The 13,797-nt window shown below is 61.1% G+C and carries 18 protein-coding genes and 1 other RNA gene; 10 read left to right on the top strand and 9 right to left on the bottom strand.

The annotated features are described in order from the left end of the window. The 3 genes from ACIQ0Q_RS07250 to ACIQ0Q_RS07240 all read right to left on the bottom strand — a co-directional run. Positions 1-1,671: AIR synthase-related protein (locus ACIQ0Q_RS07250; protein WP_395772274.1), on the bottom strand; the 1,671-nt coding region annotated here is incomplete at its 3' end. Positions 1,672-1,760: 89 nt separating this feature from the next. Further along, positions 1,761-2,522 (bottom strand): disulfide isomerase DsbC N-terminal domain-containing protein, encoded by a 762-nt coding sequence (locus ACIQ0Q_RS07245; protein ID WP_395772273.1) that lies wholly within the window; start codon positions 2,520-2,522, stop codon positions 1,761-1,763. A gap of 99 nt (positions 2,523-2,621) precedes the next feature. After that, the gene (locus tag ACIQ0Q_RS07240) at positions 2,622-3,572 is read right to left on the bottom strand and encodes a site-specific tyrosine recombinase XerD (protein ID WP_395772272.1); all 951 of its coding nucleotides are present in this window, start codon (positions 3,570-3,572) and stop codon (positions 2,622-2,624) included. Positions 3,573-3,618: 46 nt separating this feature from the next. On the opposite strand from ACIQ0Q_RS07240, the gene ACIQ0Q_RS07235 reads away from it, so the two are divergent. Then, positions 3,619-4,059 (top strand): RDD family protein, encoded by a 441-nt coding sequence (locus ACIQ0Q_RS07235; protein ID WP_395772271.1) that lies wholly within the window; start codon positions 3,619-3,621, stop codon positions 4,057-4,059. Here the strand turns inward: ACIQ0Q_RS07235 and lptG are convergent. Both lptG and lptF read right to left on the bottom strand, forming a co-directional pair. After that, on the bottom strand, positions 4,056-5,150 hold the full coding sequence (gene lptG / locus ACIQ0Q_RS07230) for an LPS export ABC transporter permease LptG (RefSeq protein ID WP_395772270.1): 1,095 nt from the start codon (positions 5,148-5,150) through the stop codon (positions 4,056-4,058). The two genes, ACIQ0Q_RS07235 and lptG, sit on opposite strands and share 4 nt — an antisense overlap. Then, positions 5,147-6,223, bottom strand: coding sequence for an LPS export ABC transporter permease LptF (gene lptF / locus ACIQ0Q_RS07225; RefSeq protein WP_395772276.1), 1,077 nt, complete (start codon positions 6,221-6,223; stop codon positions 5,147-5,149). Before lptF ends, lptG begins: the two co-directional genes overlap by 4 nt. 90 nt (positions 6,224-6,313) lie before the next feature. Here lptF and ACIQ0Q_RS07220 point away from each other — a divergent pair, with 90 nt between their 5' ends. Both ACIQ0Q_RS07220 and ACIQ0Q_RS07215 read left to right on the top strand, forming a co-directional pair. Next, positions 6,314-7,789, top strand: coding sequence for a leucyl aminopeptidase (locus tag ACIQ0Q_RS07220; RefSeq protein ID WP_395772269.1), 1,476 nt, complete (start codon positions 6,314-6,316; stop codon positions 7,787-7,789). Between the two features lie 2 nt (positions 7,790-7,791). Beyond that, the gene (locus ACIQ0Q_RS07215) at positions 7,792-8,229 is read left to right on the top strand and encodes a DNA polymerase III subunit chi (RefSeq protein WP_395772268.1); all 438 of its coding nucleotides are present in this window, start codon (positions 7,792-7,794) and stop codon (positions 8,227-8,229) included. A gap of 26 nt (positions 8,230-8,255) precedes the next feature. Here ACIQ0Q_RS07215 and ACIQ0Q_RS07210 read toward each other — a convergent pair whose 3' ends face one another. Then, entirely contained in the window at positions 8,256-9,560 is a 1,305-nt protein-coding gene (locus ACIQ0Q_RS07210; RefSeq protein WP_395772267.1) for an aminopeptidase P N-terminal domain-containing protein, read from the bottom strand. Beyond that, positions 9,560-10,117 carry a UPF0149 family protein gene (locus tag ACIQ0Q_RS07205; RefSeq protein WP_395772266.1) on the bottom strand — a complete coding sequence of 186 codons (558 nt, stop codon included), beginning with the start codon at positions 10,115-10,117 and terminating at the stop codon, positions 9,560-9,562. Before ACIQ0Q_RS07205 ends, ACIQ0Q_RS07210 begins: the two co-directional genes overlap by 1 nt. A gap of 90 nt (positions 10,118-10,207) precedes the next feature. Between ACIQ0Q_RS07205 and ACIQ0Q_RS07200 the strand changes: the two genes are divergently transcribed. The 6 genes from ACIQ0Q_RS07200 (at position 10,208) to rpiA (ending at position 12,654) form a co-directional block, all read left to right on the top strand. Then, a complete protein-coding gene (locus ACIQ0Q_RS07200) occupies positions 10,208-10,438 on the top strand; it encodes a hypothetical protein (RefSeq protein WP_395772265.1) in 231 nt (76 codons plus the stop codon). After that, positions 10,428-10,727 (top strand): cell division protein ZapA, encoded by a 300-nt coding sequence (locus ACIQ0Q_RS07195; RefSeq protein WP_395772264.1) that lies wholly within the window; start codon positions 10,428-10,430, stop codon positions 10,725-10,727. The genes ACIQ0Q_RS07200 and ACIQ0Q_RS07195 overlap by 11 nt, the downstream gene beginning before the upstream one ends. A gap of 35 nt (positions 10,728-10,762) precedes the next feature. Next, positions 10,763-10,948: non-coding RNA, 6S RNA (gene ssrS, locus ACIQ0Q_RS07190), on the top strand. A 19-nt stretch (positions 10,949-10,967) separates the two neighbouring features. Further along, positions 10,968-11,549 carry a 5-formyltetrahydrofolate cyclo-ligase gene (locus ACIQ0Q_RS07185; RefSeq protein ID WP_395772263.1) on the top strand — a complete coding sequence of 194 codons (582 nt, stop codon included), beginning with the start codon at positions 10,968-10,970 and terminating at the stop codon, positions 11,547-11,549. Continuing rightward, positions 11,549-12,013 (top strand): EVE domain-containing protein, encoded by a 465-nt coding sequence (locus tag ACIQ0Q_RS07180; RefSeq protein WP_395772262.1) that lies wholly within the window; start codon positions 11,549-11,551, stop codon positions 12,011-12,013. The genes ACIQ0Q_RS07185 and ACIQ0Q_RS07180 overlap by 1 nt, the downstream gene beginning before the upstream one ends. Further along, on the top strand, positions 12,010-12,654 hold the full coding sequence (gene rpiA / locus ACIQ0Q_RS07175) for a ribose-5-phosphate isomerase RpiA (RefSeq protein WP_395772261.1): 645 nt from the start codon (positions 12,010-12,012) through the stop codon (positions 12,652-12,654). The genes ACIQ0Q_RS07180 and rpiA overlap by 4 nt, the downstream gene beginning before the upstream one ends. 82 nt (positions 12,655-12,736) lie before the next feature. Here rpiA and rpsI read toward each other — a convergent pair whose 3' ends face one another. After that, positions 12,737-13,129 carry a 30S ribosomal protein S9 gene (gene rpsI / locus ACIQ0Q_RS07170; protein ID WP_395772260.1) on the bottom strand — a complete coding sequence of 131 codons (393 nt, stop codon included), beginning with the start codon at positions 13,127-13,129 and terminating at the stop codon, positions 12,737-12,739. A gap of 21 nt (positions 13,130-13,150) precedes the next feature. Then, positions 13,151-13,576 carry a 50S ribosomal protein L13 gene (gene rplM, locus ACIQ0Q_RS07165; protein WP_395769981.1) on the bottom strand — a complete coding sequence of 142 codons (426 nt, stop codon included), beginning with the start codon at positions 13,574-13,576 and terminating at the stop codon, positions 13,151-13,153. A gap of 107 nt (positions 13,577-13,683) precedes the next feature. Here rplM and ACIQ0Q_RS07160 point away from each other — a divergent pair. After that, the coding region (locus tag ACIQ0Q_RS07160) for a 4Fe-4S binding protein (protein WP_395772275.1) at positions 13,684-13,797 on the top strand (114 nt) is incomplete at its 3' end.

Raw genomic sequence — 13,797 nt, 5'->3', positions numbered from 1 at the left:
GCACAGGGCGCGGAATTCGGCCAGATGCTCCGGCGCGATGCCGAGCACGTAACGTTCCTGTGATTCATTGCACCACAGCTGCATCGGCGACAGCGAGGGATCATCGCAGGGCACTTTGCCCAGATCGATGATGCCGCCCTTGTCGGAGTCGTGCAGCAGTTCCGGGATGGCGTTCGACAGACCGCCGGCACCGACGTCATGCATGAAGCGGATCGGGTTGGCAGCGCCGCGTGCGAAGCAGCGGTTGATCACTTCCTGGCAGCGCCGTTCCATTTCCGGGTTGTCGCGCTGCACCGAGGCGAAATCGAGCGCTTCCGAACTTTGCCCGGACGCCACCGAAGAGGCCGCGCCGCCGCCCAGACCGATCAGCATGGCCGGACCGCCAAGCACGATGACGATGTCGCCGTCGCGCATCGGCAGTTTCTGTACCTGACCCGGATCGACCGTGCCCAGGCCGCCGGCCAGCATGATCGGTTTGTCGTAGGCCCGTACGTGCGTGGCGTCACTGCCGGCCAGTTCGAAGCTGCGGAAGTAGCCGGTCAGATTCGGCCGGCCGAACTCGTTGTTGAACGCGGCGCCGCCGAGCGGGCCGTCGGTCATGATCTCGAAGGCCGAAGCCATGCGCGGGTTCAGCGCGCGCGGTGCTTCCCAGGATTGCGGCAGGGTCGGAATACGCAGGTGCGAGACCGAGAATCCGGTCAAGCCGGCTTTCGGTTTGCCGCCGCGGCCGGTCGCGCCTTCGTCGCGGATTTCGCCGCCGGCACCGGTGGATGCGCCGGGAAACGGCGAGATGGCGGTCGGGTGGTTGTGGGTTTCGACCTTGATGCAGAACGCGCTGGCGGCGGCGTCGCCGAAGCGGTAGCTGCCGGCGTCATCGGCGCGCAGATGGCGGGCCACGTGGCCTTCGATGACCGCGGCATTGTCTTTGTAGGCACTCAGCGTGAACTGCGGCGCGAGCTTGTGCGTGTTGCGGATCATGCCGAACAAACTGTGCGGCATGTCGCGGCCGTCGATGCGGTAGGACGCGTTGAAAATTTTGTGCCGGCAGTGTTCGGAATTGGCCTGCGCGAACATCATCAGTTCGGCATCGGACGGATCGCGGCCGAGCGCGCCGTAGCGGTCCTGCAGATAGGCCACTTCGTCTTCGCTTAGCGCCAGGCCGAGTTCGGCATTGGCCTGCGGCAATTGGGCGATGGCCACGCGCTGCAGCGGTCCGCGCGCCAGAGCGGCGAACAGCGCACCGGCTTGCTCCAAGCTGGTGCACACGCTTTGGGTCATCGGATCGGAAAGTAATTTATCGATGTCGCGCCACAGCACATCGCCTTCCGGCGGCATGCCCAGAAGATCCAGACGCAGGCCGCGTTCGGCACGATGCACCGGCAAGCCGGCGCCCTGCAGGATTTCGGTGGCCTTGCTCGACCACGGCGAACGGGTACCCAAGCGCGGCGTGACGATGCGCGAGACCGCGCCGGTCAGCGCTTCCGTGCGGCCGATGCAGCCTTCCAGAATGCGGCCGAGGGTGGCAGTATCGTGCAGCTCGGCGTGGGTATCGACGAAATACAGATGCCAGGCCCCGGCGATGCTGGCATCGGGGACGATCTGCTGCAGGCGGGATTGAAGGCGGTCGCGTCGGAAAGCGGATAAGGCCGGAAGGCCTTCAAGAACGATCATGGCTACACGCTGAGGGGGTTTTAGCCGCTCATTTTACCTTATCGGCCCGATGTCGGCCGCTTTTATGCGGCCATTGCCTTCTCATTCCGTTATTTATTCTGCTTTTCCAGCGCTTTGAGCATATCGGCTGGATTCAGATAACCGCCAATCTGGGCGCCATTGGCGGCATACACGGCCGGGGTGCCGTCCACGCCGATTTTCTGACCGAGCGTGAAATCGGCACTGACGAAGTTGCTGCAGTTTTTCTTCGGCAGGGTTTTTCCCGCTTTGGACGAGGTCATCGCCACTTTGCGGTCGGGCGCGCACCAGATGTTCACCGCTTTCTGGAAGGATTCGGAACCGAGGCCAGCGCGGGGATAGAACAGGTAGTCCACAGCGATACCGAGCTCGTTGTACTCGGCCATGTGCTCGTGCATCTTGCGGCAGTAACCGCAGTCGATGTCGGTGAACACGGTAATGCGGTATTTCGGCTTGGCCGGGGCGAAGCTGATTTTTTGCGCGGCCGGAACGGCGGCGAGAATGATGCGGCGCTCTCCCGCCTCACTGGCCTCGGTCAGGTTGGTTCGCGTGTTCAGATCGATGATCGCGCCCTGGAACAGCAGCTTGCCGTCATTGCTGACGTACAGAATCTGGCCATCGACCACGACTTCCTTGACACCGGCCAGCGGCGAAGGCCGGATGGCGGTGATTTTCACATTCGGGACAAGCTTGGTGAGCGACTGACGGATCGCGGTATCACCGACAACAGCCGGAGCGGGGGCTTTCTTGGCAGGTACCGGGGTGGTGCTTTGGGCGCAGGCCGGCAGACTGAACATTATCAAGGAGGCCATCAGGATGCGAAGCAGGGTCATGGGTTTTCAAGTCCGGATTTATCAGGTGTTATTGTGCCATAGCCACTGTGAACACCGCGACAGCGCGGGACGGATGACAGGCTTGAAGCGATGGATGGCTTAACCGCGCGGGTGGTGGGCGCGGTGCATTTTCTTCAAGCCCTCTTTGGCAATCAGGGTGTAAATCTGGGTGCTCGACAGCGAGCTGTGGCCCAACAGCATCTGCAGGGCGCGCAAATCGGCCCCGTGATTGAGCAGATGGGTGGCGAAACTGTGCCGCAGCACATGCGGGCTGACCCGTGCCGGATCGACCCCGGCGGACTGCGCGCGGCGCTTCAAGGCCGACCAGAACCGCTGTCGGTTCCAGGCGCGCCCGGTCGCGTCCACGAACAGCATCGGCACCGTGCGCTTGCCAACGCAGACCGGACGCACCGTCTGCAGGTAACGCTCGAGCCAGTGCTGGGCTTCTTCGCCCATCGGCACTAGACGCTCCTTGCTGCCCTTGCCCATGACCCGCAACAGGCCTTGGCGTAGATTGACCGCTGCCGCCGGCAAGTCGACCAGCTCGCTGACGCGCAGACCGCAGGCATACATCAGTTCCAACATGGCGCGCAGCACCACCTGCTCCGGGGCCTCGCCACTGTCCGCGCGCAGAAGCGCTTCCACCTGCGATTCAGACAATGCTTTCGGCACCGGTCGCGGCAGGCGCGGCATTTCCAACAGACGGGTCGGATCTTCGGTGATGTCGCCACTGCGTTTCTTCAGCGCGTAGTATGCCCGCAAGCTCGACAACAGACGGGCGTTGCTTTTAGCGGCATAGCCCTGGTTCACCCGCCAGCCCAGATAATCGAACAGATCGGCCAGCATGGCCGAATTCGGCACTTTGCCACGCGCTTCCAGAAAGCCAGCCAGACCCAGCAGATCGCGGCGATAGCCAGCCAGGGTGGCCGCCGACAAGCCATGCTCGGCCCACAGGCGCTCGAGGGCCGCATCGATCTGGCTCTGGGTGACGGCATCGACAGCGTCGCGGCCGCGGGCGCGTTGGCGGATGGCATTGGTTTTGGCACTCATGCCGAAAGCTTAGCGCGGATGCCGATTCACCGCTATGCTAATGCGCATGTCTGAGCCCCCTTCCCGCATCACCGCCGTACCCGCGCATCTTGGCTGGCGCCTGCTGGCCCTGGTCTACGATGTGGTGATATCCATCGCGTTCCTGTTTTTGGTCAGTGCCCTGTCCTTGGCGCTGAAACCGGATCATCGTCCGGTCGAACCCGGCACGCCGGCGGCATTGCTGGTGTTCATCGCACTGTGGGCAGTCATTGGTGCCTATGCCGTGCTGTCCTGGCGACGTGGCGGGCAAACCATCGGTATGAAACCCTGGCGCCTGCAGGTCGTCACTGCCGAGGGCGGTCGACCGTCCTGGCGCGCATTGATGATCCGTTTCGCGGTGACCAGCGTCAGTCTCGGACTATCGCTGCTGTGGTGTCTGTTCGATGACCAGCGCCGCGGTCTGCATGATCTGGCCGCCGGCACCCTGCTGGTGCGGCGACAGGCTTAAATTCGTTTCGCCAGATAACCCCAGCACAGCGCGAACACACTCAAAGGTGCAAGCACATAGGCCACGCGCACGTCGAACCGATAAACATCGGACAGACTGACGAACAGACGTTCGAGCAGCATGGCGCTGACGCCGACCACGATGCCGAGGAACAGACTTTTGCCCAGGCCACCCGAACGCAGTGAGCCGAACGCGAACGGCAGTACCGCCAGACACAGTAGCGCGATCTTGAACGGATAGAACCACCGGCCCCAGTAAGCGACGCTGAACACACGGGCATCGAGCTTGTTGCGTTCGAGGTAGTCGATGTTGCTGCGCAGTTCACGCATACTTAGATTGCTCGGACTCGACAGCGTCGCTTCCAGTGATTCGTTGGTGATCTGGGTTTTCCAGGGAATCCGGCCCATGCGCTCGAGCAAAACTGAATCCGGCTTGAAGGTGGTGCGTTGCACATCATTCAAATGCCAGTAATCGGATTGGTTGCTGGCGGACTTGGCCTGGGTGATGGAAGCCAGTGCGCCGTCCTTGCCGACGCGGTACAGACGGACATCGGCTAGCTCCAGCCAGGCACTACCGCCGCTGCCCTTGGCAGAACCTGCACGGGCATTAAAATACAGATCGCCGTCCTTGGCCCAGACTCCGGAATAGCGGGCCAAGGTGAACTTGTTGGCTTTATGACTGTTCAGGCTCATCGCCTGCTTTTCACTGGCGATACCAATAGTTTCATTGGTGATGATCATCGCGCCGGATAACAATACCGCCGGCAGCAAGGCACCGATGGCGATCTGCAGACGTGAAACGCCAACTGAGGCCATGGCAATCAGTTCGGATTTCCCGGCGAGCTGTCCGAGCCCCAGTAACAGACCGATCACCGACACCACCGGCAACAGATCGTAGGCGCGGCGCGGCATGGTGAACAAGGTGCTCAGCAAAGCGTAGTTCAGCGTGAAGCCGTTCTTGCCGACATCCGAAAAACTATTGTAAAAAGCGTTGATCAGATCGAAACCGAGTAGTACCAGCCAAACCAACGCGATGGTTTTCAGCACGCTCAGCCCGAGATACTCGGTCATTTCCCGGCCAATGCGGTTCATGCCGGCATCGCTTGCGGTTTCAGACGACCGTCACGCCGGTATAGCCAGTAACTCAATGCCGCCATCGGCAGCACCACCCACCAGAGACCAAGAAACGGCGGGATGCTGCCATTGCCCAACAAGTAGGTGCCGGCCAACAGACTCAGCATGCCGAGCAGATAGGCCATCACCGCGAACAGCACCAGACCATACTGCGGCTGCCGGGGTTCGCTACGTGCCAACGGAATGGCCAGCAAGGTCAGAATGGCCGCGAACAAGGGCAAGGCAATACGCCAGTGCAGTTCGGCCAGGGCACCGGCATCGCCGCGTTTTAGCAAGGCCAGCGTGCTCAGGTAATCGAGCTTATTGGAGGGCTTGCTCTCGCTTGGCTCCGGTATCTTGATTTCGTTGATCTTGAACTGCACTTTGCGGAAATCACGGTGTCCGAGTTCGCCTTCCATGCGGGTGCCGTTTTCCAGGCGCAGGATGCGAGCACCGCCAGCCAGACGCAGATCGCCCTTGCTGGCAGTGATGATGTCGAGTCGGCCGTTGATTTCACGCTGCACGAACAGGTTCTTGAACTGCCGGCCGTCGCGACTAAGCTCGGTGACGAACAGAATACCGGACTTGCCAGGCAGCTCCACGAACCGTCCCGGCTCCAGACCGGAAATCAGGAAACTGCGGTTGGCCTGTTCCACCATGCTCTTGGCTTTATTGGCGGTGAATGGCACCAACCACAGTGAGGAGAATGCAATCAGCAGCACCAGCGGCGCGGCTACCCCGAGTACTGGTTTCAGCAACTGCTGGCTGCTGACACCGACCGAAGCCAGCACCGCCATTTCACTGTCGGCATACAGGCGGGCGATGCCCATCATCAGGCCGATGAACAGGGCAAGGGGCAGCACGAAGCTGATGAAGCGTGGCAGACGCAGTACCAACAACTGCAACATTAGGCCAGCCGGCACCTTGCCACGGGAGATTTCCGCGATCAGATCGGTCAGAAACCCGCCCACGCTGATTAGGAACAGCACCGTTAGCACCGCGAACACCAGCTGACTGAACTGTCTGAACAGATAACGGTTGATCAGCGGCATCGGCACGGGCGAAGAAACTCGGTTCGGGATGAATTACAATAGCAGTTTACCATCATGCGCCCCGCTGGCGCCCGACCAAGAGAAGCCCCTATGGCCCTGCGTTTTCTGCCTTCCCAAAGCCCCGTCCACAGCGATACCAGCGATTGCGTGGTCATCGGCGCGTTCAATGACAAAACCTTCTCGCCGTCCGGTACGGCGCTCGATGTCGCCGCCGGTGGTCGGCTGAAGGCTCTGGCCGAACGCGGCGACATTTCCGGCAAAACCGGACAGACCCTGCTGTTGCCCGACGTCCCGGGCATCGCTTCAACGCGCGTGCTGGTAGTCGGTCTGGGCGATCCGGAAAAGTTCGCCGTGCCGCAGTATCTGAAAGCCGTGGCCGATGCCGTGCGCGCCCTGCGCAGCGGTCCGGTCAAATCTGCCTTTCTGACCCTGAGCGATCTTACGGTGAAGGGCCGTGATGCCGATTGGGCCGTGCGCCAGGCCCTGATCGCCGCCGATCACGCCGCTTACGAATACACCGCCACCCGCAGCAAGAAAGCCAGCGTGACCCTGAGCGAGGTCTCGGTGCATGTGGCGGACGCCCAGATGAACGCCTTCCGCCAGGGCGACGGTATTGCCGCCGGCATCCAATTCACCCGTGAATTGGGTAACCTGCCGCCGAACATCTGCAATCCGTCCTATCTGGCCGAGCAGAGCCTACAGATCGCCGCCGAACACGACAACGTGACCTGCGATGTGCTGGGCCGTGATGAAATGCAGGCGCTCGGCATGGGCTCGCTGCTGGCCGTGGCCCGCGGTTCGGCCAACCCGCCGAAACTGATCGTATTGAAATACACCGGCGCCGGCGACGCCAAGCCGCTGGCCCTGGTCGGCAAAGGCATCACTTTCGATACCGGTGGCATCAACCTGAAAGTCCAAGGCGGCATCGAAGAAATGAAGTACGACATGTGCGGCGCCGCCTCGGTGCTCGGCACCTTCCTGGCCTGTGCCAAGCTGCAGCTGCCGATCAATCTGGTGACCGTGGTGCCGGCCGTGGAAAACATGCCGGACGCCGACGCCTACCGTCCGAGCGACGTGCTGACCGCGATGAACGGCAAGACCATCGAAGTCGGCAACACCGACGCCGAAGGCCGTCTGATCCTGTGCGACGCGCTGACCTACGTGCAGCGTTTCGAACCGAAGGCAACCGTGGACGTGGCCACACTGACCGGCGCCTGCGTCATCGCGCTCGGCAAATACGCCGCCGGCCTGATGAGCAAACACGACGATCTTTCCGAAGAACTGCTTGCCGCCGGTGAAACCGTGTTCGACCGCGCCTGGCGCCTGCCGCTCTGGGACGAATACCAGACCCAGCTCGATTCCGTGTTCGCCGACATCTACAACATCGGCGGTAAGGGTGCAGGCGCCATCACCGCCGGCTGCTTCCTGTCGCGCTTCACCGAAGGCCAGCGCTGGGCGCATCTGGACATCGCCGGTGTATCTAACGATGAAGGCCGCAAGGGCATGGCTTCCGGCCGTCCAGTCGGCCTGCTGAGCCAGTGGCTGCTTGACCAGGCGAAGCACTGAGTATGGCCATCCGGGCTGACTTCTACATGATCGCGGGCAAGCCCGCGTTTGTGGCGCAGCCCCTGCTGCTGGTGTGTAAGCTGGCCGAGAAGGCCGTGCAATCCGGTCAGCCCTGCCTGATCTTCTGTGATAGCGCCGAGCAGGCGGATTTCCTCGATGACCTGCTGTGGGAATTCGACGAGGACGCCTTCATCCCCCACCAAATCGTGGGCATGGAAGAAGACGAGGACATGGACGATACGCCGGTGCTGATCGTTCCGCCGGGCGTGGAGGCCGGCATGCGGGCACTGGTCATCAATCTGCGTAATATGTTGCCGCCGGCCGGCTACCAGCGCGTGCTGGAAATCGTTCCGGCCGAAGAAACGGCGCGCGAACCGGCGCGCCAGCGCTGGCTGGAATACAAACAGCTCGGGATTGAGCTCAAGCGCAACGAGATGTAAAGATCCCCACTGCAGTGGGGACTTTTTCAGGCCAATATTTTTTCGAGAGCATCCACCGATTTCGGAACTCCTGCAGTGAGATTGTCCGGTCCGGCCTTGGTCATCAGGATGTCGTCTTCGATGCGGATACCGATGCCTTGGTATTTGGCCGGTACGCCCGGCGTGCCCGGTGCGATGTACAGGCCCGGTTCGACGGTGAACACCATGCCCGGCTCGAGCAGACGCGAAGCGCCGCCGAGTTTGTATTCGCCCACATCGTGCACGTCCAGTCCGATCCAATGCCCGGTCTTGTGCATGTAGAATTTTTTGTAGGCTTCGCTGGCGATATTTTTCTTCAGCGCGCCTTTCAGCAGGCCGAGCGACAGCAGGCCGTCGGTCAGCACCTCGACCGCCGTGGCGTGGATGCTGTCGTACGGCACGCCGACACGAGCATTGCCGATGCATTCGGCCTGCGCCGCCAACACCAGCTCATACAGTGCGCGCTGGGCGGCACTGAAGGTACCGGAAACCGGCCAGGTGCGGGTGATGTCGGAAGCGTACAGGGCGTATTCAGCACCCGCGTCGCACAGCAGCAGATCGCCTTTTTTGACTGGTGCGTTGTTGGCGCGGTAATGCAATACACAGGCATTCGGGCCACTACCGACAATCGGTTCATAGGCGGCCACGGCATTATTGCGCCGGTACACCTGCTGCAGCGCGGCCTCCACTTCGTATTCGAAGCGGGCATGGCGGCTGGCCCGCATCGCAGCGATCTGCGCCTCGACCGCGATATCGGCGCTTTTGCGCATCAAGGCAATCTCACCGGCGCTCTTGAACAGACGCAGTTCATCGAGCAGATGGCCGAGCTCAAGGAATTCATGCGGCGGTTCGGCGCCCAAACGCTTCTGCGCGCGCACCCGGTTCAGCCAACCCATCAGCGCCAGATCGAAATCGGCATCGCGGCCGTAATGGTAGTACACGCGTGAGCGGCCTTCGAGCAGGCCGGGCAGGATATCGTCCAAATCGGTAATCGGATAGGCATCATCGAGCTTAAGCGCATCGACCGCGCCTTCCGGACCCAGGCGCGGCCCATCCCAGGCCTCTTTCTCGGCATCGCGTTCGCGGCAGAACAGCAGGCATTCGCCCTGCCGTCGACCGGGCACCAGCACCAGCACCGCTTCGGGTTCGTTGAACCCGGACAGATACCAGAAATCGGAATCCTGGCGGAACGGATAGGTGGTGTCCTTGCTGCGCAGGCGCTCCTTGCTCGCCGGAATGATTAGGATGGCTCCGTCATCGGCCAAAGCCATCAGCCGGCGGCGGCGCTTGACGAACTCGGAAACAGCGATCATCAGTTCAGCCGCTGGCGGGCGCGGCGATTGACCACGCGTTCGTTGTAGAGCAGGACAGCCGCCACGCGGATGTATTCGCAGACTTCAATAAGCGCTTCCTCATCGGCGTCCGAATCTTCGTAATTCAGATCAGATGCGGCGATTTTGGCCAAATCCTGCAGGGCTTCATCGGATTCGTCCGAGAGCGGTTGGGCTGGTGTGGGTACCACGCCGAAGCCGCCCAGAAAACCCTGGCACCAGTCGACCATGGCCGGCCCCCGTTCGGACACCGGTTTGTCATCATCCGGTAACAGCAGATCGAATTCGAAATCCATCACATCGCCGGCCAGCTGTTCGCTGGCGGCATCGAAGAACACGGAAAGTACCGACCCGGATTCAACCTGGCCATCCAGCTCGGCATCGGTCAAGGCATAAGCCAACCAGTTTTGCGGCGTCAGTTCAGCGCCGGCACACAGGCATCCGGATAAGGCACCATGCAGTTCGGCGGCGGAAACAGGGATACCCAGATCGCCGAGCGCGCTCTGGATGGCATCATAATCGGGCATGGTGGTGGTCATCCGGCCGCTCCTTTTTCCGCCTAGTGTAGCAAACGACAGGCCACCGGCATGGGCTTGACGAAGCCGGCAATGCCCACTAGGGTATGGCTTATGAGTTTAGTCCCCGACCACGCCCAGCAAATCCAGGATTTGGCGCAGCGCCTCGATCGCTTATTGGAGGCGACTGCCCGCCTTGCTGCCGAAAACACGGTACTCAAACAGCAGCTCGAGCAACTGACCGCCGAACGCAATGCCCAACAGAGCAAGAACGAGCTTATCTTCCACCGGGTTGAAAGCATGCTCGGTCGCATCAACGACTTGGAGCACAACGATGACCGGTAATATCGTGACCATCAAGGTACTCGACCGCGACTACAGCGTCGGTTGCGCGCCGGACCAGGCCGACAGCCTGCATGCTGCTGCCAAACTGTTGGATGCTCAGATGCGGGAAATCCAGGGCGGTCACAAAACCGTGAGCCTGGAGCGTGTTGCCGTACTGGCGGCACTGAACATCGCACATGACCTGCAGATCCTGAAAGACAGCCGGACCAAATCCGATGCTGTCATCGGCCGCAACCTCGGCGACATGAACCGCAAGCTGGACGATCTGTTCGACAGTCTTCCGCGCTGACCTCACCATCACGCCTTCGCGCTATAATGACTCCGCGTCCTCTGCCGTGTTCGACAGCGTGCTCAACATTAGCCCTTGACCCATAAACACGACCCGGGAGCCGCTCGAACCGTCGGTGTGCATGTCCGCCTGAGTTGCGGAAAGCCTAAAGATGGCAAGGCGACACCCACTTGATCCTAGGGATCAAGGTCGTTGGCAGGCATCGGCATGGTGGAGGACTCCTTATTCCGGGAGCCGAACATGCGCCAAGCACTGCGACAGCACCTCAAAGCCAAACGCCTGCAAATTGTGCCGACCGCGCGCATGGCTGCTGCCGAAGCGGTGGCCGTCACCATTCTGGAACACCTGCCCGCCTCCGGCGGCTATCTGGCAGGCTATTGGGCGACCGGCGGCGAATTGCCCCTGCACGTGCTTCAGCTGCGTCTGCCGGCGAACTGGATCTGGTGCCTGCCGGTAGTTTTGCCGGAAAAAAAGCTCGGCTTTGCGCCCTGGCGTGGCGGTGATGCACTCGGCAATAACCGTTACGGCATTCCCGAACCGATGATCTCAGCAGAAGCCTGTCTGAAGCCGGAAGATCTGCATGCCGTAATTCTGCCGGTTCTGGGATTCACCGCGGAGGGTCTGCGCCTGGGCATGGGCGGCGGCTATTACGACCACAACTTTGCCTTCCGTATGCATGCTCCCGCACCGCCCTTACTGATCGGGGCTGCTTATGCCAGCCAAAAGCTCGAAGCCTTGGATGCACAGGATTGGGACGTCCGCCTGGATGCCGTGGCGACCGAGAACGGCTGGATCGACTGCCCCCCTAAGGACATTCCCTGATGCGTTACTGGCTGATGAAATCCGAACCCGATGCCTTTTCCATCGACGACCTGGCCCGCGTGAAAAAAGAACCCTGGAGCGGCGTGCGCAATTACCAAGCACGCAATTTCATGTGGAAGGATATGCGCATCGGTGACGGCGTGTTCTTCTACCACTCCAATGCCAAGGTGCCGGGTATCGTCGGCCTGGCGAAAGTAGCCAGCGCCGCCTATCCGGATCCGACCCAGTTCGATCCGGATTCCGACTACTTCGATCCCAAAGCCACGCGCGATAATCCACGCTGGTTTCTGGTCGATGTCGCCTTCGAACGCCGGCTAAAACGCGAACTGAGCCTGGACGAACTGAAAACGCATACGCTGGCGCTCGGCGATTTCGCACTGCTCAACCGCGGCAACCGGCTGTCCATCGTGCCGGTCAGCAAAGCCCAATGGCAGACCATCCTCAAATTGGAAAAAACCAAATGACTCCCGAACAAGGCAAACAGGCTTCGGCCGAGCGTGCGCTCGACTACGTGCAGGATGGCAGCATCGTCGGCGTCGGCACCGGTTCTACGGTCGCTTACTTCATTCAGGGCCTCGGCCGCATCAAACACCGCATCGAAGGCGCGGTCTCGAGCTCGGAACAGAGCACGAAACAGCTGAAGGAACTCGGCATTGCCGTGCTCGATCTGAACGCCTCCGGCCCGCTCGGTCTGTATGTCGACGGGGCCGATGAATGCGATCCATATAACCGCCTGATCAAGGGCGGCGGCGCGGCGCTGACCCGCGAGAAGATCATTGCTGCGGCCAGCTCGCAGTTCATCTGCATCGTGGACCCCTCGAAACTGGTGCCACTACTGGGCCGCTTTCCGGTGCCGGTGGAAGTGATTCCGATGGCGCGTTCGCATGTCGCTCGCGAAATCGTCAAGCTCGGCGGCCAACCCATTTGGCGCGAAGGCGTGGTCACCGACAATGGCAACTGGATTCTCGACGTGCACGGCTGGTCGATCACCGACCCGGTAAAACTGGAAAGCGATCTGAACGCCATCGTCGGCGTGGTCACCAACGGCTTGTTCGCGGCGCGACCGGCCGATCTGGTCATCGCCGGTGGCGAGGTCCGCGCATGAATTTCCGCACCAATGAATTCGTCCGGCATTGAATAAAAAAACCCGCCTTCCGGCGGGTTTTTTGTTTGAAGCATAAAACCGATTAACGTTTCGAGAACTGGGTCGCGCGGCGTGCTTTGCGCAGACCGACTTTCTTACGTTCCACTTCACGGGCATCGCGGGTCATCAGGCCGGCTTTGCGCAGATCGGATTTCAGGGTGTCGTTGTATTCCACCAGGGCGCGGGCGATGCCCAGACGGATGGCGCCGGCCTGGCCGGTGATGCCGCCGCCTTCGACCGTCACATTGACGTCGAACTGCGCGGTGGTCTGGGTCAGTTCCAGCGGTTGACGGACGATCATGCGCGAGGTTTCGCGGCCGAAAAATTCGTCAATGGCGCGACCGTTGATCACGATGTTGCCCGAGCCCTTGCGCAGGAACACGCGGGCGGTAGAGGATTTGCGGCGACCGGTGCCGTAGTTTTGCTGAACAGCCATGATGATTTACCTGTAGGTCTTTCAGATGTCCAGCGCTTGCGGCTGCTGGGCGGTGTGGGGATGCTCGGAGCCTTTGTAGACTTTCAGCTTCTTGAACATGGCGCGGCCGAGGGGGTTCTTCGGCAGCATGCCCTTGACCGCGGTTTCAATCACGCGTTCCGGGTGGGCGGCCAGAGCCTGCGACAGGTTTTCCGACTTCATGTTGCCGATGTAGCCGGTGAAACGGTAGTACATCTTGTCCTGAAGCTTCTTGCCGGTGACGGCGATTTTCTCGGCGTTAATCACGACGATGTAATCACCGGTGTCCACATGCGGGGTGAACACGGGCTTGTGCTTGCCGCGCAGGCGACGGGCGAGTTCCGAGGACAAACGACCGAGAGTCTTGCCACTGGCATCTACGATGTACCAGTCTTGCTGAACGGTTTCGGGTTTGGCGCTGACGGTCATGGCTTTCATGACGGGCTCCAACAAAATCAAGTGAATAAGAAGCGGAATGATAACCCGAATTCCGGACCCGCGCAAGCCCTAGTGCGTCCCGTGCTAGGATTTGAGCCATGGCTTTCCCCCTGAAATCCCCGTCCCGTGCCGATCTGGCCGGACAGTGCGTGAAATGCGGCCTGTGCCTGCCGCACTGCCCGACGTACGCCTTGGCCGGCATGGAGGCGGAG

It is taken from the genome of Arenimonas sp. (assembly GCF_044348765.1).
In the GTDB taxonomy this organism is placed as follows: Bacteria; Pseudomonadota; Gammaproteobacteria; order Xanthomonadales; family Xanthomonadaceae; genus Arenimonas.
This window is presented reverse-complemented; position numbering and strand designations above follow the sequence as displayed.

Bases quoted from the DNA above. Each gene is read 5' to 3' on its own strand.
- ACIQ0Q_RS07245 (WP_395772273.1), bottom strand. From the start codon at position 2,522: ATGACCCTGCTTCGCATCCTGATGGCCTCCTTGATAATGTTCAGTCTG.
- ACIQ0Q_RS07240 (WP_395772272.1), bottom strand. From the start codon at position 3,572: ATGAGTGCCAAAACCAATGCCATCCGCCAACGCGCCCGCGGCCGCGAC.
- ACIQ0Q_RS07235 (WP_395772271.1), top strand. From the start codon at position 3,619: ATGTCTGAGCCCCCTTCCCGCATCACCGCCGTACCCGCGCATCTTGGC.
- lptG (WP_395772270.1), bottom strand. From the start codon at position 5,150: ATGAACCGCATTGGCCGGGAAATGACCGAGTATCTCGGGCTGAGCGTG.
- lptF (WP_395772276.1), bottom strand. From the start codon at position 6,223: ATGCCGCTGATCAACCGTTATCTGTTCAGACAGTTCAGTCAGCTGGTG.
- ACIQ0Q_RS07220 (WP_395772269.1), top strand. From the start codon at position 6,314: ATGGCCCTGCGTTTTCTGCCTTCCCAAAGCCCCGTCCACAGCGATACC.
- ACIQ0Q_RS07215 (WP_395772268.1), top strand. From the start codon at position 7,792: ATGGCCATCCGGGCTGACTTCTACATGATCGCGGGCAAGCCCGCGTTT.
- ACIQ0Q_RS07210 (WP_395772267.1), bottom strand. From the start codon at position 9,560: ATGATCGCTGTTTCCGAGTTCGTCAAGCGCCGCCGCCGGCTGATGGCT.
- ACIQ0Q_RS07205 (WP_395772266.1), bottom strand. From the start codon at position 10,117: ATGACCACCACCATGCCCGATTATGATGCCATCCAGAGCGCGCTCGGC.
- ACIQ0Q_RS07200 (WP_395772265.1), top strand. From the start codon at position 10,208: ATGAGTTTAGTCCCCGACCACGCCCAGCAAATCCAGGATTTGGCGCAG.
- ACIQ0Q_RS07195 (WP_395772264.1), top strand. From the start codon at position 10,428: ATGACCGGTAATATCGTGACCATCAAGGTACTCGACCGCGACTACAGC.
- ACIQ0Q_RS07185 (WP_395772263.1), top strand. From the start codon at position 10,968: ATGCGCCAAGCACTGCGACAGCACCTCAAAGCCAAACGCCTGCAAATT.
- ACIQ0Q_RS07180 (WP_395772262.1), top strand. From the start codon at position 11,549: ATGCGTTACTGGCTGATGAAATCCGAACCCGATGCCTTTTCCATCGAC.
- rpiA (WP_395772261.1), top strand. From the start codon at position 12,010: ATGACTCCCGAACAAGGCAAACAGGCTTCGGCCGAGCGTGCGCTCGAC.
- rpsI (WP_395772260.1), bottom strand. From the start codon at position 13,129: ATGGCTGTTCAGCAAAACTACGGCACCGGTCGCCGCAAATCCTCTACC.
- rplM (WP_395769981.1), bottom strand. From the start codon at position 13,576: ATGACCGTCAGCGCCAAACCCGAAACCGTTCAGCAAGACTGGTACATC.